The organism is Limnohabitans sp. B9-3 (assembly GCF_002778325.1).
Taxonomy (GTDB): domain Bacteria; phylum Pseudomonadota; class Gammaproteobacteria; order Burkholderiales; family Burkholderiaceae_C; genus Limnohabitans; species Limnohabitans kasalickyi.
Map to the genome: position 1 here is coordinate 173,282 of NZ_NESI01000003.1, position 19,232 is coordinate 192,513.

Here is a 19,232-nt window from a genome sequence, read left to right on the forward strand (position 1 = left end):
ATTGTAAGGACTCTCATATTAAAAATTAAGGATTTGTGGATTTAATCAAACTTTGAAAGAGTCGCAACGTTCTTAAGCTTCGAATCTTATTTACTCGAATGGGGTCAGCCGTATGAATTACAAGTACTGATTTTGAATCTCGATCAACACCGACATATTGGCCGTAAGAGCCATTCATAAAATATCGTCCAGGCTGTTGTCTAAGCCAAAATTGATAGCCATAACCAGATTGAAATTCCGCCTGATTAAATTTGAACCCTTCAGGCTGACGTTCAACATTGGTAGCTTGATCTATATATTCTGAAGAAAGTACTCTGTTACCGTAAATTTCACCCATATTTGCCAACATAACACCTATCTTCGCATAATCCGTTTGCGTTGCATTGAATCCTATATACCCCAATTCATTTCCCTTGCTGTCAGTTTCCCAGCGTGCATCAAACTCTGCCCCCAGAGGCTCCCATAGTTTTTCCTGTGTGTATTGACAGATGCTCTTTCCAGTTGCACCTCGCAACATCTCGGCAAGTACAGCAGTTTCTATACTTGCATAATTGAACTTTTTACCTTCTCCAGAACTTTTACGCTGCCATTTTTTCAGCGATTCAGTAATGTCTGATCTTGAGTTATCTTCCAGCGATAATTCAAAGTCAGTTGCGTCACCTCTTGCAGTATCTGGTTCTGTATAAGGTATGCCAGACGACATACGAAGTAATGAACTAATTTTTATTTTGCTATAGCTGGAATCATTAATTCTGTTTGTATATTTCTCAACAGGGTCATCAAGGCTTTTAATAAGCCCTTCGTCAAGTGCAATTCCAATCAATATACTAATTATTGATTTGCCTGCTGAAAACGAAGTGAATAAATCATCGGCCCTTCTCTCAAAATTAAAGGTTTCATAGATAATTTTTCCGTCCCTAACAAAAGTTAGACCCATTACGGAATTTTTCTGGATATGTTCTTTTAATGTGTAATCAAAAATAGCTTCATATTTAACTGCGGATAAATCACGCGCAGCAATTGGTAAAGGCTTGGGTTTTGACGACTTAGCAATAACGCAAGTTGGTTTCACATCTTGCATATGGGTGAATAACCCCACTTGGTGGGTGGTACCCCAAACAAACGAACTCGGGATTGGGTAGCGCTTGTCTCGATCTTCGTGTTCGATGTAATGGGCGTTCGACAAATTCGCGATTAGCAGGAGCAACAAACCGAAAGATTTTTTCATACTCATTTTTTAGCTACAAGAGTTGAGTCAGTGTACGTTCTTGAGTCGACTCGCGCAACGAGTATTGATACACCCCTGTACCAAAAGTGCGAACACTTCAAGTCGCGCCAATATTGGCCAAGCTGATCTGAGCCTTCTTCAGCTTCTGCCGCTCTCGTTCCGCTTTAAGATTTTTGGCCGCCGTGTCCTTTTGTCGCTTGAGTCCGTCAATGCGTGATTGATCAGGTGTTGTCGGTGCGATAGGTTTGACACCCGTAATTTCGTTGATCTTCATACCGTCATCCTCAACCAATCAGCACGGGTAGTGCTGTGTAGTGATCGCCATCATTGCGCATCTGTACAGCAGCAACGGCTTTGATGATCATTCGTCGCACCGCTATGTTTCCTGAATTTATGTGTTGCATTCGATCAGCAATTTCTTCCGTAATTGTGATCAATGCCTGCTTTATCTCACGGCAAGGTGTGTGTGTCTGTTTGTATGTCAGCACCTCAGCTAGGTGTATGAGTGCATTTGTTGATAGGTCAAGGTTTTGCGCAATGATGCTTCCGTAATAGCCTTCACTTTTTCCGCAATACCTACTAAATCGACGTACTGTCATATCTGGAATGGCTTTTTGAGTTAGCTCATATATATCTTTTGTAGATTTCATATCTTCTCCTTTGTTTTTATAGTTAGAGTTTGCTTGCGCAAACTGCGATTTCATTTAGCTAGCGCTAAACTCATCGCATTCCTTTGTATTTAATTTATTTGAAATGTATAACAAGTTTATGTATTTATTAGATACTCATTTACTAGGAAGCGTTATGCCACGCCTAAAAAGCGTGGCCGTACATTTACTGAGGTTTTCATTTACTACATATACACAACCAGTTGTACTGGGAAGGCAGGTTTTGCGATCTCCTTTTATGTGCGTGTCTTACGCAAGCAACAGAACGCATATGTAGCGCCTTCTGTGCTTTGTGGGATTCTTGCTTAATACAAGTGTGGCTACCCACCACTTTTTGATTGAACTTCGATATATTCAATCACAACTATATAAGACATCGCAAACGGTACTGCCACAGAGGGGCGTCGTTTTATAGCATCCTGCATTAAAGCAGCAGGGTAGTGCAATGAATCGGCGTAACAAGCTACGCCTTCTTTGCCGTTACACATCAGAACGGATTTAGCAGCACAATTCAATCGGCGTGCAACCTTTTGAAATTACAGTAATGTAATTTGCATCTTGTTTTGTATAAGATATTTATGCTTATATCTATATTATGCCAATTTACAAGCTGAAAAGCAAGTTTTTCGGGGGCTGAGTAGTGCAGACTTGATGTAAGCGCTTGTAGGGCTTTTTAATGGGTTTTGCAATGCCAAATTTAATTCCTGATTTTAATATATTGAAAGATTTGGGCTTTAATATAGCATTTGCAGGCGTAATATATGATTATGCTTGATAATATGTCTGTATTTTGCTATAATATATATTGAAATCCTTGAAAAGAATTATTCTTTTTTATGGTGGTATTAAATAAATATATGAGTAAATTACAGGAGCTACAGGACATATGTCAACAAAAGGGCTATGACAAGCTATCAAGCAGGCAGGTACTTGCAGACTGGTTAGGTAAGGGCTGTACACAGCGCTTTGATATGGGTTTGACGCTGATGCCTAAAAAGGTGCATCACAAGCAGAAATCAGCTCGCTACGGGATGAAAAAAACGCAGGTACTGCGCCACTTAAACAGCAGTGAGCTTGTCAATGCAAGCAATAGGTTTGTTGAGTTGTTAAACAATATCATATATAAGCAAGCACATAAACGCTTCGGCAAGCGTTTAGAAATTGTTATGGTGACAGAGGGGGAACAGGAACTTATTGATTTGCACGTGCATTTTGCAATACTTAAGCCAGAGACGATGCCCATAAAGCAATTTGTTAGGTCTGTACATCAGGCACTTGAGCTAAGTGGTGACTTTGAAATACACAATCCAAAATATGATGCAGATGCTGAAGTTTTGGTTGATAAATACAGATATAAACTCGACTTGATTGACGAGGGTTGGATCACATACATTACAAAAAAACTTGACGGTAAAGATATGAAAAATCTTTACTTGCCGTAGTTAAGCATTCCTGTCCTAAGTGACGCTTGCGGTTGATGGTTAAAGCCATAGCAATATGCTTAATGGCGTAGCTATGTCTAAAACAATCATCAAGCAAGCAATTAAACACACAAACAGTGAAACTCTACTAAAGTAGTAGAGAAAACAGACAAACTGTGTGCAGTACACATCATATTTGAACAGCTAAAAAACTATTAAAAAGCACTAGTGCAGAACTGACACGCTAAAACAAGCTACAAGCGCTTAATCACACTCACCGAAGCATTGGATAGCTGACACAGTGAAAAACAGCGTGTAGGGCATTTAAAGCTTCTGCTCAAATACGCAAGGTTTACGTTCACAAAAAACCATATATAAGTGCAATTTCCTTTGGTTCTGCGCTAAGTCGTTGAAATTGAAGAGATGTCGGATTGAGAAAAATCGGTTGCTCAAACCGAACCAGTGAAAACATACTGTAGCTCTGTTTTTAATACATTTAGGAGTTACAGAAATGGCCAAAGCAAAAATTATTAGTTCCACAGAACTTCGCCGGGTTTTGGACTTCATCGCAACACGACCCCACGCAGTACGAAACAGAACGATGGTGCTGATGACGCATTGGGCTGGAATGCGAGTCGGCGAAGTTGCTGCACTGCGTTATTGCGATGTACTTAACAAAGACGGCACCGTAAAAGATGAAATCCATTTATCAGCGGAACAGACCAAGGGCCGCCATTCACGTACGGTTTATGTCAACACCAAGCTGCGCAAAGAACTCGCGATCTATGTTGCTGCGAAACCACCCAAGGAATCTGTGAGTGCATTGTTTTATACACAGAAGAATCCTAAGCGTGGGTTCACTGCCTCAACCTTGACCCAATATTTTGGAACTCTTTACGATCGTGTGGGCATAGAGGGTGCAAGCAGCCACAGTGGACGCCGGAGTTGCTTGACCACCCTCGCTAACAAAGGCACTGCTATTCACATTTTGAAAGTTTTGGCGGGTCACCGAAATATTTCTACAACTGCCGAGTATCTTTACGCCAGTGACACCCAACTTAAAGCCGCAGCAGAGTTAATGTAATTGCATCAATATTTTTGCGATATAGGCCTACGTTGACGTTAAATATCCAATGAAGTGCAGGGCGATTGAGTTGGTCTAGCCTATTGAAATTATGTGAATTAGTCCTTTATGTACTTATTAACGAACTTCACAAAATTGGTTTCACCATCTTTCAATGCATCCATCATAGCCATCATCTGTAGCGACTTACGAAAATATGGGTCTAACATTTTTTCAGAAGTCAATAATTTTACAATAGCTACAGTAGCCTTGGAAATGGCGTACTGCGATTGCTGAAGCTTTGCTACTGGATGATCTGAATCATCAAGCTCTTCATCTTCACTGACATATGCATCTGAGATGTCATTGAGTACATACTCAAGCGTGTCAATTTCAAGAATCAAATCCCGAATATGTTTCGCTAAGTAGTCTAGCTGATTTGACATAATAATTATGATGTTTGTTTCGTGGAATTTTTAAAGTCGCTGTCTTCTTCGCCTCGTTTGTTGCAAGCATACCCTTAAAGTCAGTGCACTTAAAGCCGTCAAGCTTCATCTTCGCCCACACGTAGAGCGCTTAACTTTCAGGGCAGATGCAGCTTCGATTCAAGCGATCTCCAGCTGCCAAGCTGGCACGTGCAAATTATTGTGCATTGTGGTGACGCCGTATATTGAAAGAACTTCAGCTTTGGCCAAATTTGCACTATGCTGACGCAACGTACAAAAATTGGCCAAAAATATGTCACTCAGTGCTGAAAGCGAAGGAATTCTGACCATCAAAGAGGTCGCTGACTACCTAAAGGTTACAGAGCGCACCATCTACAGACTCTCGCAGGCTAAGAAAATTCCTTCGTTTAAGGTCGGAGGAATGTGGCGCTACCCGCGCAAGGACATTGATGCCTGGATTGCCAGGCAGACCACGGTCACGGAGATCGCACAATGAACGCCATTGAAATTGAAGAAGCGGTCTCATCGCTTGCCTTGGCCCCTTTTGACCCTGCCGAGTTCCCTTGTGCCTTTCTAATGGCCTTTGGGAACAAAGAGACAACCATTAAGCGTCTGAAGTCCGGTACGTCAAACAAGTCTGACGTCGGCGGGGTACTCCAGACAAACAACCTGCATATTGCAGTCGCGCAGACAGGCGGCGTCACCCAATGCCTCAAGTCGCTGAAAGACAGCCCTGCGACGGCCAAGGGGAAGGTTCGTTTCATAGTCGCCACGGATGGCGCAGATTTCGAAGCTGAAGACATTGACACAGGCGAGACCATCGCCTGTGCGTTTCAAGACTTTCCTGACCACTTTGGCTTTTTCTTGCCACTTGCTGGCATCTCGACTGTTAAGCAAATTCGTGAAAGCTCCTTCGACATCAGAGCGACCAGCCGACTAAACCGGCTCTACATCGAACTGCTGAAGGACAACCCCGAATGGGGTACAGCTGAGCGCCGTCACGAGATGAACCATTTGATGGCAAGGCTGATCTTCTGCTTCTTCGCAGAAGACACGGACATTTTCAGCGGCACAAGACTGTTCACCGACACCGTGGAGAAGATGAGTGAGCGTGACTCTTCAAATACGCACCAAGTCATCAGCGAAATCTTCCGTGCAATGGACACCAAGATTGCAGAGCGTCCAAACGCTAAGTTGCCACGCTGGGCAGATGCGTTCCCTTATGTCAGTGGCAGTTATTGAGTATTGCCAGAGTGATGAATGAGAAGTTTTTTGTAGCGTAAAAGTGCTGTGAAACAAAAAAGTTTGAAGTTATTTTTAACTAAAAACGATACAGTTCACTACACACTTTGCTACACACTTTGCTACACACCTGATAAACGTCGTTGTAACGTGTTGTTTTTTAACGATATTTTTTTATTGAAACTTCTCATAATCCTTTGGTCCACAGTTCAAGTCTGTGACGCCCTACCAACGACAAAGAGGACTGTGTCAACACAGTCCTCTTTTTTTTCGCGTTGGTGAGCCCGAATGCTGACTTAGGGTTTGGTTTTGGCCGACAAGGCATCCAGCTCCTGGTGCAATTTTAAAATTTGTACTTGTGCAAGCATCGTTGAGGTGGAGGTTCGGTACAAATTCGTCAGCCCAATGACCAACGCGAGCAAAGCGATGATGAAGGTGACGGATGTCCATAAGGGCAGATTTTCGGGTTCGATGATGTGACGCTTGTCCATGGTGTTTCCTTGAGGTGCAGGGTTGAAAAATCAGGGGGGAGACAGGGTAGGCATTAACATTTGCGCGACGTTGATGACGGCAGGGCCCAATAAAACGGTCAGTAGCGCAGGGAAGACGCAAAAAATCAAAGGCATCAAAATCTTCACAGGCAATTTGGCGGCTGCTTCTTCTGCGATCAAGCGGCGTTTGGTTCGCAGTGACTCAGAATGCACCTTGAGCGACTCACCCACACTGGTCCCAAAGCGATCAGCTTGAATCAGCATAGACACCAACGCATCAATATCGTCCAAGCCAATACGCAGCGCCAAATTGCGCAGGGCGTCGGGCCTCGCCGCTCCCGCGCGCAGCTCCAGTCCCAACAGCGAAAACTCTTGGGCGAGGGCTTCGCTTTCAATTTGCATCTCGCGGCCCACCCTTTCCACCGCTGCGTCCAGCCCTAAGCCCGCCTCCACACAAACACGCAACAAATCAAGGGCATCAGGAAAAGCGCGAAACAACTCATGTTGTCGCCGCTTTACCCAATGCGATAGCAATACATTGGGCACGTAATAGCCCGAAGCCGAGGCCACCAGCATCAAGCTCAGCAACAGACTCACGTTGAAGTGCCACAACGTTGAAAAGCCAAAGAGCAAGACCAAGAGCGGCAATACAAACGTCAGCAAGGTTTTGCTGGCGAAATAAAGCGTGACGACATTGGGCGAGTTCAGCCCTGCATTGCTGAACCGAATCCGCAAGGGCGATGTCAGCCACGACTCCGCGTTCATGGCTGCACTGGCTAGGGGTTCTATCCATCGTTTAACGGGGCGTGACAGGGGCGAGGTGATGGCTTGCACCACGGGCGACAACTTGGGTGCAAACAAGGTCGCCATTCGCTTGTCCAGCGCCGTGGGCATCCAATGGTTCAACGCGACATAGGCGATGGTCACTGCCAAGGTGAAGATCACGGCTAAAAATAAGACGGTGTAAAAACTGCGCATGGTTTAAATCCGAATGTGCACCATGCGCCACATCCACCAAATGCCGATGGCCATCAGCCCCAAAGACACTTGCAGCATGCGAATGCCCATGGGTTCTGTCCACAATTTAGAAATGAATTCGGGGTTGATCAGGCTCAGCAGCAACGCAATGACAAACGGCAGCAAACCCAGAATCCAAGCCGACAAACGCCCCTCTGCCGTCAGCACCCGCACACTGCCCGTGATGCGCTGTCGGTCTCGAATTAAGGCGGCCAGTGACTTCAAGATTTCAGTCAAATTACCGCCCGTCTCCAACTGAATCAGCACGGCCACCACAAAGAACCGCAAGTCCCCGCTGGCCACACGCAGGGTGAGGTGCTTCAAAGCAACTTCGGTCGTGATGCCAAAGTTGATCTCGTCAAACGTGGCTTGAAACTCCTCTCGAATCGGGTGTGTCCCTTCGCTGCCAACAATCAGCAGCGCGCTTGAAAACGCGTGGCCGGCTTGCATCGCTCTGGCCATCAAGTCCAGCGTGTCGGGCAGTTGGGCCTCGATGTTGAACACGCGCTGGCGCCGTTGGTATTGCAGATACAGCGCCCAAAAAAGCGACGGTACGCCGCCCAACAACAGGGCAAGCCCCAAGCCGACGCCCGATATCAAACTGGCAAGCCATGTGAACAACCACAAAGCAGCGTTCACGATCAAAAAACGACCGACATTCCAGGACACACCTGCTTGGGTCAAAAATTTGTCGAGTCCTTCGATGTTGGGTACGCGCGACAGCCAGGCATTCAACACCGGCCACTCGCTGAGCAAGCGTGTCTTGACCAGCGACTGGCTGAGCACCCGAAAATCACCGCTCAAAGCGCGCAATCGGTGTCTGATGATCGACGCGTTCTCACCCCAGTGATTGCTCCAAAAGCGCAACGCGCCCAGCATGAACAAGCCCACGGCCAAAATGAGCAGGGTGACGAAGGTGATGAGATTCCAGTTCACGGATCAGCCCCTGTTGCGTGCTGGGTCGTACAAGTCTTCGCGCAAGTTCACACCCCGTGTGCGCAGGCGATGCTCAAATTTAGGCCGAATGCCTGTCGCCAGAAATCGGCCTTGCACAGCCCCCGTGGCATCCAAGCCGGTTTGGTCAAATTTGAAAATTTCTTGCATGCTCTCAATGTCGCCCTCGACACCTGTGATTTCTTGCAAGCTGGTGATTTTTCGTTTGCCGTCGGACAGCCGTGAAATTTGGATCACCACCGACAAGGCCGCGCTGATTTGCTGGCGCATTGCGCGTGGGCTGACCTGCATGCCGGCCATGCTCATCATGTGTTCAAGCCGCGTTAAGGCGTCGCGTGGGGTGTTGGCATGGATGGTGGTCATAGAGCCTTCGTGGCCCGTGTTCATGGCCTGCAACATGTCCAGCACTTCGGAGCCCCGAATTTCGCCCAAGATAATGCGGTCAGGTCGCATGCGCAAGCTGTTGCGCAGCAAGGCGCGTTGCGTCACTTCGCCTTTGCCTTCAATGTTTTGCGGGCGAGACTCAAGGCGTACCACATGGGGTTGCTGCAGTTGCAACTCGGCTGCATCTTCGATGGTGATGATGCGTTCGTTGGGCGGAATGGCCCCAGAAATCACGTTGAGCAAGGTGGTCTTGCCAGAGCCTGTGCCGCCAGACACCAACAGGTTCACTTTGGCTTTGACCAAACCAAAAATCAACTCCGCCATTTCCGGCGTCAGTGTGCCGAACTTCACCAAGTCGTCCATGCCGTAGGGCACCACCGAAAAGCGACGGATCGACAGCACGGGCCCATCGAGCGCGAGTGGCGCAATGATGGCGTTCACACGCGAGCCATCGGGCAAACGTGCATCCACCATGGGGCTGAGTTCGTCAACGCGACGCCCAATGCGCGACACAATTTTGTCGATGATGCGCAGCAAATGCGCATCGTTGTCAAACTTCACGTCGGTGGCCTCTAGGCGACCTTGGCGTTCTACATACACACGACTGGGGCCGTTCACCAAAATATCCGACACCGTGGTGTCGGCCAGCAAGGGCTCAATCGGACCCAAGCCCAGCATCTCGTTTTGAATGCTTTGCACAATCGTGCGCCGCTCTGACTCGTTGATGGCCACGCTGTCTTCGTCCAGCAAGCGTTCTGTCAACAGCTTCAGCTCCTTGCGCAGTTGCTCTGCCGACATACTTTCCATGGTCCTGAGGTCGACCAAGCTCAAGATTTTTTTATGAATCTTGGACTTGATCTTTTCGATGCGCGACAGCGCAGTGGTATCCATCAGCTGTTGCTTCCCATGAAGCGGTTGATCCAGCTCATGGTTCGCGGTGCATGGCTGGTGTCATAGCCGTGTGCCATATCGCGCAGCACTTGCACAATGCTGTTGTGAGGATTGACGGCCGTGATCGACACACCGGTGTTGATGGCTTGAGCTACATCTTGAAAACTGCTGCGTATCGTGTGAGTGACTTTGATGCCCAGTGCTTTTTCAATTTGGGCCACATCGATGGTGTCGTTCTTTTCATAGCGATTCACAACCACTCGAATTTTGCTGTCGTCGTAGCCCAAGCTGCGAAGTTTGGTCACCAAGCGTTTGGCACTGCGCACAAAGGGTAAGAGGTTTTCCATCACCAAATACACCACATCGCTGCGGTCCAAGGCTTGGATGGTCACGGGGCCCAACAGGCGTTCAAGGTCGAGAACGACCATGTCGTAATTCACCTCGATCACATCGAGCAAGCGGTCCAGTTGTGTGGCATTCATGGTGTAGCCGGACTCAGGATCTTCCGGCGCTGACAGCATGTCAAAGTTATTGTGAATGTGCAGAACGCTGGCACTCAAGAGCTTGGCGTCTAAGCGGTCAATTTGTCGGGCCAGCTCGGTGATGTCGGACCGGTTGGGTCCGGGGGAGACGTAATAAGCGGCATCCCCACATTGCAAATCGAGGTCAAGAAATGCGGTTTTTTTGCCCAAATCTTTGGCCAAAATATCAGCAAAGTTGGTGGCTAAAAACGTGGCGCCACTGCCACCCTTGCAAGACAAAAATGAAATGGTTTTAGCCCGAGTCGCTTTCAAGGGGGGCAATTTTTTTCGCAACACAACGCGCCGTAGCGCTGCTGTCAGTTCGGTGGCGATGGCGGGTGAGCTCAGCACCTCACGCACCCCCGCTTGCATGGCAGCGAGCAAGGTGGCCGCTTCGCGTTGTGTGCTCAGCAGCAGGACGACTACTTGGGTGTGAGTGGCCACAAATGCATCGATGGCGGCGATGTCTTGGGCTTGTTGAGCCTCTGTGCATTCCACGATCAGCACATCGGTGTCCAGCGGCTCGATCATCGTGCTCAAGGTGGTGTCGGCATGGTGTTGCAAGGCATTCGTGACTTCATGGCCTTCTGTTTCAACCAAGACACGAAGGCTGGCAAGCTGCGCCTCAGACCCAGAAATTAATACGGCTTTCATGGTGTTGTCTTTCTAGATGTCAAAGTCAACGTGACGCACCAGAGGCGCCCGCAGAGCCGCCGCCTACGCCAATGTTGAACACATTGGTAGGCAGGGGCGGAACTTCAAACGATTTTTGATACCGATCAACGGCTGCCCTGGCCGCTTGTCCATCGGTGGTTGCCGCTGACTCACTGCTGCGCGGCGCGCTAGGGTTGGCCGTTTGGGTCTGCACCATGTGGCGCACGGAGGCGCCGAAGTTGTCGTCGATGGGCGAGGGGTAGTTGCTGCAAGCAGACAACATCAAGGCCACGCCGACGCTGAAAAATGGGGTCATTCGCATGGCGTGGGCTTTCAGGGTTGTTGTGCAGGCACAGCGACAGGGGCGGTGGCTTTGGGGGCGCCTTCCATGCGGCCCTGCCAATGCAGTTCAGCGCGCGTGGGCTCGATGAAGGTGTCGGTGGGCAGGGGCAGGGTTTGCATGCGGGGCTTGGCCAAATGCGGCGTCACGACAAACACCAGCTCCGTGCGTTCGGCCTGAAATGCGCTGCTGCGAAACAGGGCGCCCAAAATCGGGATTTCTCCCAAAACGGGAAACGCCTTCACCGCCTCGGTCACGTTGTTTTTGATCAAGCCGCCAATTGCAAAGCTCTCGCCATCGCGCAGCTGCACCGTGGTGGAGGCTCGACGTGTCGAAATAGAAGGCAAGACGCTGACTTGTCCCGTGGAGGTGGTCACCGCGGTGCCCGCCTGTGACAGCTCGGACACTTCGGGCGTGACGCGCAAGTTGATCAAGCCATCTTCTAAAACTGTCGGGGTGAATTTGAGGCCCACACCAAACTCACGTTCTTCCAACACGATGGTGGTCGCTCCGCCGCTGCTCGACTGCGGGACGGGAATAAAGATCTTGCCACCCGCTAAAAACGAGCCTTCTTGGCCACTGATGGCGGTGATGGTGGGCTCGGCCAAAATTTTGACCAGCCCCTTTTTGATTTCTGCATCCAGCTTGATCGAGGTGCTGCCGTTGCGGGCCGATGCCGTGCCAGCGCCAGTGCCCAGCAACGAGGACAACAACCCATAGGTGGCGCCACCATTGGTTCGGTTAGCGCCCACCTCAAACCCCAGTTCATCCAGCAGGGTTTTGGACACCTCAGCCACCTTCACTTCGAGCATCACTTGCTGCGAGCCCTCAACGCGGAGCAGGTTGATGACCTTTTTGCCGCCACTGAACACTTCGGCCAGCAACATCAAACGTTGCAAGCGTACAGGGTCGGTTACCGTGCCAGTGAAGACAAGCGTGTCCCCCATGGCATCGATGCGAATGTTCTTCTCGCTGGGCACCAATTCGCGCACGTTGTCACGCAGCGTTTGCACATCGACACCCACCGACAAGTCCATCACGGTGGTGGTGCCGCCTTTGGTCCAAATCATCACATTGGTCGTGCCTAGTTTTTTGCCGAGCACATAGACCTCTCGAGGGCTAATCAGCATCACGTCGGCCACCTCTGGGTTGCCGACAGACAGTCGCACCGCGTCGGCGGGTAGCGCCATCACGGTGGACTTGCCCGTTGCCAATTGCATCTTGGGAGCCAATTGCAGCGACCAAGCAGGCCCGCTGCAACTCAGCAGCGTCGCCACGCACATCCAAGCCATGCGTTGTGTGAAAGAGGTTTGCATGGTTTTATTCCAAAGTTTTAACGCTGCCGCGGATGATTTCTGGCTTGTCTGGCGAGCGCTTGGTCTGTGTTGTTGCAGGCGCGCGAGGTTTTGGCGCGGGTGTTGTCGGCGCAGCCAATGAAAGCTCAATGGGTTTGTCGAGGACCTTTTCGGTGGACTTGAACAAATCCTCCATGCTGGCCCCTTGGGTGTTCACGCGGCCGGTGTCGACTTGGCTGCGCAGCACCAAGGACAGCGACCCGACGCTGCGTGCCAAATCAATCTGCTCGGCTTGTTGAGGCGTGACCTCTAGCGTCACGGCGTTGACCAAGCGCGGCTTGGTCTCGCTGGTGGAGGCATCTTGGGCTAACGCCAATACCAAGATGCGCTCCAGCACAATTTTGGAAACCACGCGGCCGCTTTTTTCAGTGGCATTGACCATCACATCTACGTAGTTGCCGGGCAGCGCAAAGCCAGCCACACCGACAATTTCATTGATCTTCACGGTGACAGCGCGTGTGCCCTCGTGCAGCAATGCCGACAGCCCCCCTTTTTCGCCGTGTGCCGCCAGTTTGCTGGGCAACACGGGTTCGCCACGCAAAATGGGTGTGTTGGTGACGCGTTGGTAAATGAGTTTCGGGTCGGCCACGGGTTCTTTCAACGCGTTGGCGGCTGGCCAATCGATCGTCTCCAACATGCCCTCGCGCAGTGGCGTGCCAAAAGGCAAATCGCGGGCGGCCACCACGACTTTGGTGCTGGCCACGTCGGTGCGTTCCAGCACCCAGTGCAAAGCAATGCCGACTGCGCCCGCACCGAGGGCGAGGGACAAAGCGACGAGTAAGAGGGGGCGGACATTTTTCACACGCTGACCTTTAGTTGTTCAAGAGCACATAGCCCAAGGTGCCCAAGCCAATGGCCAGTGCATAAGGCAGGCGATGCGGCCCCACCACCATGACCCATTGGCGTGGACGGCCTCCGCTGGCCATTTGCATGACAAAGCCTAGGACGCCTTGGTGCACGTTTTGCCACATGACCGTCAATTGCCCGTGCCGCAGCGCGATCAACAATGCCAACACACCGCCCGATACGCCGGTGAGCATGGCTACCGTCAAAATGCCCGGAAAGCCTACAAATGCACCCACAGCAGCGAGCAACTTGACGTCGCCCGCCCCCAAAATGCGCAGCAGATAGAACGGCAAAAACACAGCCAAACCAGCCAAGCTGCCCTCTGCCGCATCGATCCAGCCAATGCCATCGGGTTGCCAAGCGATGGCCATGCCCACCGCCCATCCCAGCAGCACCAATGGGTTGGGTATTCGGTGGGTTCTGACATCCCACCACATGGCGGCGATCAGCAGCAGGCTGCAGGCGAACGTCCACATGGCTGGGTGACTTAAACCGGCTTGGCTGCGAGCAACTTGGCCGAGATGGCCGTGAAGATGGCGTTCAAGTTCGTGCCAACAGCGGTGGCAGCGGTGATGATGACCACCGAAATCAAGGCGGCCAACAAACCATATTCAATGGCCGTTGCACCTTGTTCGTCGGCGAGAAAGTTTTGGGTGAGTTGTTTTAACGTGTTCATGTTTGACCTTTCAAAGTTCCGTGCGAAGTTGCACCACTGACGGCTTGAATTTAGGTCTTTACTTGCTTATTTGCTGATCAATAGGTCCTGGTTTCGTGCGTGTCGTCCTGTGCATGCATGGCGATCGATGTGTTTTTTGTGTGCGTCAACGTACAGATAGATCACCAGCGAGTAGGCACAGTCGATCCAAAGGAAAAAACAATGCTTGACCTATTTGCATCGACACAGGGGGACTTCGGTCACGTTGAGGTTGTGAAGTACAGCCATGATTTGGTGGTGCATGCCCATCCGCAGACCCATTTTTCATTTTGGTTGGGCGGCGGCCTGGCCTATGCCCATGTCGACAAAAGTTTGGCGCAACTCGGGCCCGACTTGGCGCTGGGCGTGAATAGCCATGCGTCGCACGATCTTTGCCTGCACGACGCGCAGCGCGGGGCTATTTTTTTAAATCTGTATTTGAACGACGCTTGGCTGGATGCACAGTGTGCTGACTTGGCGCATGCCATGGTGTTGGCACAACCGTGCATTGGCATCACGCCAGAGATGCGCGCGTTGTGCTCGCAGTTGCTGACGCATTTGGTCTCGCCCTTGCAAGAGAAAAACGGGTGTGTCGACGCCGATGTGCAGTTGTTGGTTGCGAAAACGATTGCTTCAGCCATGACGCCCGAGCAGCTGCAAGCCATGCCCTTGCGTCGCCGCCTGATTGACTTCCGCTTGCGCACGGCCATTGCCTACATGCAAGACAACTTGGGTAACCCGAAGGTGGCGGAAGAAGTGGCCGAGGTGGTGGGCTTGTCGCGCAGCCGGTTTTTTGAGTTGTTCCATGACCAGTTGGGTACATCGCCCCTGGTGTTCTGGAATGCCTTGCGCCTAGAAGCGGCCTTGACACAGCTGTATCAACGCGATGAAAACATGACGTCCATGGCGATGGGTTTGGGGTTTTCAACGCCAGGAAATTTTTCACGGTTCTTTCGTGACCAACGCGGCGTCACCCCTTCCGCTTACCGCCGCGGCTGTCATGCGGCTTAAACAGCGCGGTGCCACGCTGGTTGAGTTTGCGTTGGTGCTGCCGCTGCTGTTTCTGATCTTGGATGGCATGATCAGCTTCAGCATGGTGATGTATGACAAGGTCATTTTGACCAACGCCGTGCGCGAGGCAGTCCGCGCGGGATCCCTGATTCAAAACCCCAAACTGTCGTCCACGCAAATTGCCGATGTTGCGCGCAGCTATTGCGCCACGTACTTGCTGTCTTTTGGCGCGGCACCAGTGGTGTCGGTGGTGGTCACGCAAGCGGCAGATCCCGTGTTTCAAACGCCAGTCACGGTGACTGCGTCGTACACGTTTCAAAGCTTGTTGATGGGGCACTTTCTCACAGCGATGCGTACCCCTTTGGTGTTGACCTCCACCGCCACACGCTGGAACGAGTAGTTTTTTTACTGATACAGCCCGCTGCGAGCGCTTCCGCCGCCCCCGGGGCCATAGGTGTTGGTCATGGTGAACATGGTGTTGCCGCTGATGCTGATTTTTTGTGCCACTGCTGACCCCATCGGAATGTGGGTGCCACTGTTGCCCGTCATGGAGAGTGTGCTGTTTGGAAAATACAAATTCCCCGCCAAAATCGCACCAGAGTTGCCAACAATGCTGGCGCCCTGCGTGTTGAGCGGGTCTTGCATGAAGAGCATACCCGCATAGTTGCCCAGTGTTGGCGCACTCAAATTCAGCGTCAAGTTGCCTGACAAACTTAAGCTGCTGTAGGGGTAAGTGCTGCTGTTGCCTGAGTTGTAAAAGGTGACGTCGGTGCCTTTGATCGGTGAAATATTGCCTGATAAATTCAAACCACCCCCGTACAACACATACACCCCTGGGCTGAACGTCACGCCAAGGTTTCCCGACATCGTGATGCCACCACAGTAAGTGCCCGGCGTGAGCATCACATTGCCATCGCCTGATTTGGCATAGTTGGTGAACGTGCAACCGCTGAAGCCGGGCAGCGGCAGGTTGGCAAACGGGTCACTGGCCGCTGCGGAACCGGTGGTGACGGGGCTGATGGTGACATTGCCGTTTCTTGTGTAACCACCCACCACTTGAATCGGCGTGGCCGTGAGGGTGATGTTGCCCGTCACTTGCAAGGCGGAGGGGCTGTTCGAGTTCACAAAAATACCGCAGCTGGTGGTGGTGACAGTCGCATTGCCGGTCACACTCAACGCCCCCGATCCTGACGCCCCGAGTGTGAGCAAGCAGGGTTGCGCACTGCTGGCTGGGCCTGCCACGGCGGTGGCGGAGGTGGTGACGTTGAGTGCGCCAAAGACCCATGCCAAGAGTGTGCCGCTGGGCTGTGTGATGGTGACCCGTGCGTAGCCGGTGTCCGCCGCAAAGCTCTCGCTTCCGCCAGGAGGAATGGCCACTTGCACCGTGGTGTTGGCTTGAGCATCTTTGAAACCATTGGCGGTGCTGGCCGTTTGCGCTTGCAAGGTGGCGTTGCTGATGTCTTGGCCATGTTGTCGCGCATTGGCCGCAGACAAAGCGGCGGAATCTGCAGCGACTTGCATTTGGTTGCGCCGCAACAAGGCAATGCCCATGTCAATGGCCAAGGCCATCAGCCCCATCAGCGCAGGCAGCAACAGGGCGACCAGTACGGCGATTGCACCCGTTTGTGAGCGGTTTTTCATTCGTTGTACATCACGGTGGTGACGTTGAGTGTCGGGTTGATTTGGAAGACGCCGAGCAGCCCCCCGATCAGCAAGCCTTTGAAGGTGTAGCTGGCGCTAACTTGCAACGGCGTGAGGTAAGTGGGGTCTGAGGCTTGCACCACGGTGACGGAGGGTGCTTGCGTGGCGTGCAGCGATATCAAGGCGTCTTGGCTGGCATTGACGGCAATGGCCGTGATTTCTGCGTGGGTCAGTTTGGGCTTGCCTTGAGCCATGCCGGCACGCGCCGCCATGCTGGTGGCGCTGGTCAGCACAGACTGGTTGTGCAAGACCAGTCCAAACTCTAGAACACCGTCGAGCATGAGCAGCAACAGGGGCAGCAACATGGCAAGCTCAATAGCTGATGCACCGCTTTGTTGTTTGAGTTTTTTTTCAGAGATGTTTGCTGATAGTTGTGGCATTGTCGATGTCTCTTAAAGCTGGAAAGGTGTAGTGGTCTTCTCTGAAAATCTTGATGCAGGCGTTGACCATACGCGCGTCATACAAGGTGCCTATGCCTGCTTCTAAGGTTTGCAATGCTTGTTCAACGCTGAACGCTGCGCGGTAAGGGCGGGCGCCGGCCATCGCGTCCATGGTGTCGGCTACAGACAAGATGCGAGCATCCTCGCTGATGCTGTCGCCCTTGAGCCCGTTCGGGTAGCCGCTGCCGTCGAGTCGTTCGTGATGCTGCAACACAATTTGTGCGACCGGCCATGGAAAGTGGATGTGTTTAAGAACGTCGTAGCCCGCTTGCACATGGTTGCGCAACATCGCAATTTCAAAGCTGTTGAGTTTTGTGGGTTTCATCAGGACCTGGGCGGGAATCGAGAACTTACCGATGTCATGTACCAAGGCACTTAGGCGAATGCCCTCCACGTTGTGCGGCATCAGTTGCAGTTCGGTTGCGATAGCGACAGATAAGTTAGCCACGCGCGCTTGGTGACCAGCGGTGTACGGGTCGCGTTCTTCAATCATGGCGGAGAGTACATCCACAATTTCAGACATGCCCAAGCTCACCAAGTGTTGGTATTCCAGTAGTTGATGGTCGATTTTTTTTCGCTCCGTGATGTCACGGATGTTGCATTGAATGACGCGGTCCCCGTTCACGCCATAGGCGTTACTGACGAATTCAACGTTGATGATGACGCCGTTCTTGGTCATCAAAGGCAAGTCGTCGTAGCGGATGTAGCCCTTGTCTTGGAGCACAGCAAAAGCTTCTAGGGAAGACTTTTTGTCGATGATGGCGCCAATTTCCCACAATCGTTTGCCTACAAGTTCTTCGCGTGAATAGCCCAGAAGGTGAGTGAGAAATGGGTTGGCGTCTTCGATCTGCCCCGTTTTGAAATCTAAGATCAGGATGCCGTCTTGCGCGGTTTCAAATAAGCGGCGGTAACGCAGCTCGGAGTCGGTCTGATGGGGGGATAAAGGAAATGTCATGTCTTTTCTCGATCGCAGGTTATGAGGGTGTTGCGTGGATGTGTCGCTGTTTGTGCCATCACGCTTTGGTTACGCCCTCGGTGTTTGGCTTGCAGCATGGCTTGATCCGCAGCGCCGATCAGGTCTTCGTTGTGGGTGTGGGGCGAGATGGTCGTGGTGATGTGGCCAATGCTGATCGTGAGTTGCGGGGAGCTGTGGCCGGCGACATGCAATCGCAAATCACGAACGGATTGCAGCATGCGCTGGGCCAATTCCTCTGCGGCTTGCGAATCCGTTTGGGGCAAGACCGCCACAAACTCCTCGCCACCCCAGCGGCAAATAAAGTCACGCGGACGTTGGCAAACGCTGGCCAGCGCCTCAGCCACGGCTTGCAGCGCCACGTCACCGCTTTCGTGGCCGTAGCGTTCGTTGAACAGCCTGAAATGGTCAATGTCGATGAACAGCAACGTCAGCGGGGATTGCTCGCGTTGGGAGTGGCGCAGTAAAAGCGGCAGTTGTTCATCCAAAGCGCGTCGGTTGTGCAAACCGGTGAGTGTGTCGTGGCGTGAATCGGTTTGTGCGTTGATGAGTTGGTGTGACAGTCGGTAGAGATAAAAAAACATGGCGGAGACGACGCTCACGCCTGCGCAGGCGTAGGCCAGTAAAAATAGATTGCCTTTGAGTAACGATGGCCAAATCGCGGGCGTGATCGTTGTGGCGTTCAAATAAGCCAAGGTACAGGCGGTATGGTCCACCATCCGCACCAGCCAGTTTTGATACAGGGCAAACCCCGTGCCCACGGACCAGATCAGCAGGGTGATGGCATACAAAGTCACAATGGTGCGACTCAGCCGTGTGTGAACGCCGAGGGGTTGCTCAACAATGCCGGTCAATGTGGTGGCCCAATGAACACAAGAGAAGTGATTGTTCG

At 51.5% G+C, this 19,232-nt stretch carries 24 protein-coding genes; 6 read left to right on the forward strand and 18 right to left on the reverse strand.

Annotated elements, in window-relative coordinates:
- Window positions 1–25 precede the first annotated feature (25 nt).
- The 3 genes from B9Z42_RS06170 to B9Z42_RS06175 all read right to left on the reverse strand — a co-directional run bounded on the left by B9Z42_RS06170 (window position 26) and on the right by B9Z42_RS06175 (window position 1,932).
- A complete protein-coding gene (locus B9Z42_RS06170) occupies window positions 26–1,228 on the reverse strand; it encodes a serine hydrolase (protein ID WP_158235915.1) in 1,203 nt (400 codons plus the stop codon).
- A 97-nt stretch (window positions 1,229–1,325) separates the two neighbouring features.
- Window positions 1,326–1,502, reverse strand: a complete 177-nt coding sequence (locus B9Z42_RS16335; protein WP_199171995.1) for a hypothetical protein — start codon at window positions 1,500–1,502, stop codon at window positions 1,326–1,328.
- A gap of 10 nt (window positions 1,503–1,512) precedes the next feature.
- On the reverse strand, window positions 1,513–1,932 hold the full coding sequence (locus B9Z42_RS06175) for a hypothetical protein (RefSeq protein ID WP_100132478.1): 420 nt from the start codon (window positions 1,930–1,932) through the stop codon (window positions 1,513–1,515).
- 821 nt (window positions 1,933–2,753) lie between these two features.
- On the opposite strand from B9Z42_RS06175, the gene B9Z42_RS06180 reads away from it, so the two are divergent.
- Together B9Z42_RS06180 and B9Z42_RS06185 are read left to right on the forward strand one after the other, a co-directional pair.
- Complete coding sequence (locus tag B9Z42_RS06180; protein WP_143474045.1) at window positions 2,754–3,338, forward strand: hypothetical protein; 585 nt, start codon at window positions 2,754–2,756, stop codon at window positions 3,336–3,338.
- Between the two features lie 490 nt (window positions 3,339–3,828).
- Complete coding sequence (locus B9Z42_RS06185) at window positions 3,829–4,401, forward strand: site-specific integrase (RefSeq protein ID WP_100132480.1); 573 nt, start codon at window positions 3,829–3,831, stop codon at window positions 4,399–4,401.
- Between the two features lie 98 nt (window positions 4,402–4,499).
- On the opposite strand, the gene B9Z42_RS06190 is transcribed toward B9Z42_RS06185, so the two are convergent.
- Entirely contained in the window at window positions 4,500–4,826 is a 327-nt protein-coding gene (locus B9Z42_RS06190) for a hypothetical protein (RefSeq protein WP_100132481.1), read from the reverse strand.
- A gap of 292 nt (window positions 4,827–5,118) precedes the next feature.
- Between B9Z42_RS06190 and B9Z42_RS06195 the strand changes: the two genes are divergently transcribed.
- Together B9Z42_RS06195 and B9Z42_RS06200 are read left to right on the forward strand one after the other, a co-directional pair.
- Window positions 5,119–5,322 carry a helix-turn-helix domain-containing protein gene (locus B9Z42_RS06195; RefSeq protein WP_100132769.1) on the forward strand — a complete coding sequence of 68 codons (204 nt, stop codon included), beginning with the start codon at window positions 5,119–5,121 and terminating at the stop codon, window positions 5,320–5,322.
- A complete protein-coding gene (locus B9Z42_RS06200; RefSeq protein WP_369806847.1) occupies window positions 5,319–6,068 on the forward strand; it encodes a type IIL restriction-modification enzyme MmeI in 750 nt (249 codons plus the stop codon). Before B9Z42_RS06195 ends, B9Z42_RS06200 begins: the two co-directional genes overlap by 4 nt.
- 296 nt (window positions 6,069–6,364) lie before the next feature.
- Here B9Z42_RS06200 and B9Z42_RS06205 read toward each other — a convergent pair whose 3' ends face one another.
- Genes B9Z42_RS06205 through B9Z42_RS06250 form a run of 10 tightly spaced genes read right to left on the reverse strand, consistent with a single transcriptional unit; the run spans window position 6,365 to window position 14,197 of the window.
- Window positions 6,365–6,559, reverse strand: a complete 195-nt coding sequence (locus B9Z42_RS06205) for a hypothetical protein (protein WP_100132482.1) — start codon at window positions 6,557–6,559, stop codon at window positions 6,365–6,367.
- A 30-nt stretch (window positions 6,560–6,589) separates the two neighbouring features.
- Window positions 6,590–7,537: a type II secretion system F family protein gene (locus tag B9Z42_RS06210; protein ID WP_100132483.1), complete on the reverse strand. Its 948-nt coding sequence runs from the start codon at window positions 7,535–7,537 to the stop codon at window positions 6,590–6,592.
- 3 nt (window positions 7,538–7,540) lie between these two features.
- Window positions 7,541–8,512, reverse strand: coding sequence for a type II secretion system F family protein (locus B9Z42_RS06215; protein WP_100132484.1), 972 nt, complete (start codon window positions 8,510–8,512; stop codon window positions 7,541–7,543).
- 3 nt (window positions 8,513–8,515) lie between these two features.
- Window positions 8,516–9,805, reverse strand: coding sequence for a CpaF family protein (locus B9Z42_RS06220; protein WP_100132485.1), 1,290 nt, complete (start codon window positions 9,803–9,805; stop codon window positions 8,516–8,518).
- Window positions 9,805–10,980, reverse strand: a complete 1,176-nt coding sequence (locus tag B9Z42_RS06225; protein ID WP_100132486.1) for an AAA family ATPase — start codon at window positions 10,978–10,980, stop codon at window positions 9,805–9,807. Before B9Z42_RS06225 ends, B9Z42_RS06220 begins: the two co-directional genes overlap by 1 nt.
- Before the next feature lie 25 nt (window positions 10,981–11,005).
- Window positions 11,006–11,302, reverse strand: coding sequence for a hypothetical protein (locus B9Z42_RS06230; RefSeq protein ID WP_143474046.1), 297 nt, complete (start codon window positions 11,300–11,302; stop codon window positions 11,006–11,008).
- 11 nt (window positions 11,303–11,313) lie between these two features.
- On the reverse strand, window positions 11,314–12,636 hold the full coding sequence (locus tag B9Z42_RS06235; RefSeq protein WP_100132488.1) for a type II and III secretion system protein family protein: 1,323 nt from the start codon (window positions 12,634–12,636) through the stop codon (window positions 11,314–11,316).
- Between the two features lie 4 nt (window positions 12,637–12,640).
- Window positions 12,641–13,444 carry a Flp pilus assembly protein CpaB gene (gene cpaB, locus B9Z42_RS06240; RefSeq protein ID WP_233203551.1) on the reverse strand — a complete coding sequence of 268 codons (804 nt, stop codon included), beginning with the start codon at window positions 13,442–13,444 and terminating at the stop codon, window positions 12,641–12,643.
- 43 nt (window positions 13,445–13,487) lie between these two features.
- Window positions 13,488–13,997 (reverse strand): prepilin peptidase, encoded by a 510-nt coding sequence (locus tag B9Z42_RS06245; RefSeq protein ID WP_100132490.1) that lies wholly within the window; start codon window positions 13,995–13,997, stop codon window positions 13,488–13,490.
- A gap of 11 nt (window positions 13,998–14,008) precedes the next feature.
- The gene (locus tag B9Z42_RS06250; protein ID WP_100132491.1) at window positions 14,009–14,197 is read right to left on the reverse strand and encodes a Flp family type IVb pilin; all 189 of its coding nucleotides are present in this window, start codon (window positions 14,195–14,197) and stop codon (window positions 14,009–14,011) included.
- Window positions 14,198–14,398: 201 nt separating this feature from the next.
- Between B9Z42_RS06250 and B9Z42_RS06255 the strand changes: the two genes are divergently transcribed.
- Both B9Z42_RS06255 and B9Z42_RS06260 read left to right on the forward strand, forming a co-directional pair.
- On the forward strand, window positions 14,399–15,226 hold the full coding sequence (locus B9Z42_RS06255; protein ID WP_158235916.1) for an AraC family transcriptional regulator: 828 nt from the start codon (window positions 14,399–14,401) through the stop codon (window positions 15,224–15,226).
- Window positions 15,216–15,626, forward strand: coding sequence for a TadE/TadG family type IV pilus assembly protein (locus B9Z42_RS06260; RefSeq protein ID WP_100132493.1), 411 nt, complete (start codon window positions 15,216–15,218; stop codon window positions 15,624–15,626). The genes B9Z42_RS06255 and B9Z42_RS06260 overlap by 11 nt, the downstream gene beginning before the upstream one ends.
- Window positions 15,627–15,631: 5 nt before the next feature.
- Here B9Z42_RS06260 and B9Z42_RS06265 read toward each other — a convergent pair whose 3' ends face one another.
- The 4 genes from B9Z42_RS06265 to B9Z42_RS06280 are packed head-to-tail and all read right to left on the reverse strand — an operon-like array spanning window position 15,632 to window position 19,194.
- Window positions 15,632–16,867 carry a pilus assembly protein TadG-related protein gene (locus B9Z42_RS06265; protein ID WP_100132494.1) on the reverse strand — a complete coding sequence of 412 codons (1,236 nt, stop codon included), beginning with the start codon at window positions 16,865–16,867 and terminating at the stop codon, window positions 15,632–15,634.
- Window positions 16,864–17,307 (reverse strand): TadE/TadG family type IV pilus assembly protein, encoded by a 444-nt coding sequence (locus tag B9Z42_RS06270; protein WP_100132495.1) that lies wholly within the window; start codon window positions 17,305–17,307, stop codon window positions 16,864–16,866. The genes B9Z42_RS06265 and B9Z42_RS06270 overlap by 4 nt, the downstream gene beginning before the upstream one ends.
- Entirely contained in the window at window positions 17,279–18,322 is a 1,044-nt protein-coding gene (locus B9Z42_RS06275; protein ID WP_100132496.1) for an HD-GYP domain-containing protein, read from the reverse strand. The genes B9Z42_RS06270 and B9Z42_RS06275 overlap by 29 nt, the downstream gene beginning before the upstream one ends.
- Window positions 18,319–19,194, reverse strand: coding sequence for a diguanylate cyclase (locus B9Z42_RS06280; RefSeq protein ID WP_100132497.1), 876 nt, complete (start codon window positions 19,192–19,194; stop codon window positions 18,319–18,321). Before B9Z42_RS06280 ends, B9Z42_RS06275 begins: the two co-directional genes overlap by 4 nt.
- Between the last annotated feature and the right edge of the window lie 38 nt (window positions 19,195–19,232).

Excerpts from the sequence above, each read along its gene's own strand:
- B9Z42_RS06195 (WP_100132769.1), top strand. The coding sequence starts at position 5,119 with ATGTCACTCAGTGCTGAAAGCGAAGGAATTCTGACCATCAAAGAGGTC.
- B9Z42_RS06170 (WP_158235915.1), bottom strand. The coding sequence starts at position 1,228 with ATGAAAAAATCTTTCGGTTTGTTGCTCCTGCTAATCGCGAATTTGTCG.
- B9Z42_RS06190 (WP_100132481.1), bottom strand. The coding sequence starts at position 4,826 with ATGTCAAATCAGCTAGACTACTTAGCGAAACATATTCGGGATTTGATT.
- B9Z42_RS06270 (WP_100132495.1), bottom strand. The coding sequence starts at position 17,307 with ATGCCACAACTATCAGCAAACATCTCTGAAAAAAAACTCAAACAACAA.
- B9Z42_RS06230 (WP_143474046.1), bottom strand. The coding sequence starts at position 11,302 with ATGCGAATGACCCCATTTTTCAGCGTCGGCGTGGCCTTGATGTTGTCT.
- B9Z42_RS06265 (WP_100132494.1), bottom strand. The coding sequence starts at position 16,867 with ATGAAAAACCGCTCACAAACGGGTGCAATCGCCGTACTGGTCGCCCTG.
- B9Z42_RS06210 (WP_100132483.1), bottom strand. The coding sequence starts at position 7,537 with ATGCGCAGTTTTTACACCGTCTTATTTTTAGCCGTGATCTTCACCTTG.
- B9Z42_RS06200 (WP_369806847.1), top strand. The coding sequence starts at position 5,319 with ATGAACGCCATTGAAATTGAAGAAGCGGTCTCATCGCTTGCCTTGGCC.
- B9Z42_RS06245 (WP_100132490.1), bottom strand. The coding sequence starts at position 13,997 with ATGTGGACGTTCGCCTGCAGCCTGCTGCTGATCGCCGCCATGTGGTGG.
- B9Z42_RS06185 (WP_100132480.1), top strand. The coding sequence starts at position 3,829 with ATGGCCAAAGCAAAAATTATTAGTTCCACAGAACTTCGCCGGGTTTTG.
- B9Z42_RS06250 (WP_100132491.1), bottom strand. The coding sequence starts at position 14,197 with ATGAACACGTTAAAACAACTCACCCAAAACTTTCTCGCCGACGAACAA.
- B9Z42_RS06255 (WP_158235916.1), top strand. The coding sequence starts at position 14,399 with ATGCTTGACCTATTTGCATCGACACAGGGGGACTTCGGTCACGTTGAG.
- B9Z42_RS06225 (WP_100132486.1), bottom strand. The coding sequence starts at position 10,980 with ATGAAAGCCGTATTAATTTCTGGGTCTGAGGCGCAGCTTGCCAGCCTT.
- B9Z42_RS06235 (WP_100132488.1), bottom strand. The coding sequence starts at position 12,636 with ATGCAAACCTCTTTCACACAACGCATGGCTTGGATGTGCGTGGCGACG.
- B9Z42_RS06220 (WP_100132485.1), bottom strand. The coding sequence starts at position 9,805 with ATGGATACCACTGCGCTGTCGCGCATCGAAAAGATCAAGTCCAAGATT.
- B9Z42_RS16335 (WP_199171995.1), bottom strand. The coding sequence starts at position 1,502 with ATGAAGATCAACGAAATTACGGGTGTCAAACCTATCGCACCGACAACA.
- B9Z42_RS06175 (WP_100132478.1), bottom strand. The coding sequence starts at position 1,932 with ATGAAATCGCAGTTTGCGCAAGCAAACTCTAACTATAAAAACAAAGGA.
- B9Z42_RS06260 (WP_100132493.1), top strand. The coding sequence starts at position 15,216 with ATGCGGCTTAAACAGCGCGGTGCCACGCTGGTTGAGTTTGCGTTGGTG.
- B9Z42_RS06205 (WP_100132482.1), bottom strand. The coding sequence starts at position 6,559 with ATGGACAAGCGTCACATCATCGAACCCGAAAATCTGCCCTTATGGACA.
- B9Z42_RS06180 (WP_143474045.1), top strand. The coding sequence starts at position 2,754 with ATGAGTAAATTACAGGAGCTACAGGACATATGTCAACAAAAGGGCTAT.
- B9Z42_RS06275 (WP_100132496.1), bottom strand. The coding sequence starts at position 18,322 with ATGACATTTCCTTTATCCCCCCATCAGACCGACTCCGAGCTGCGTTAC.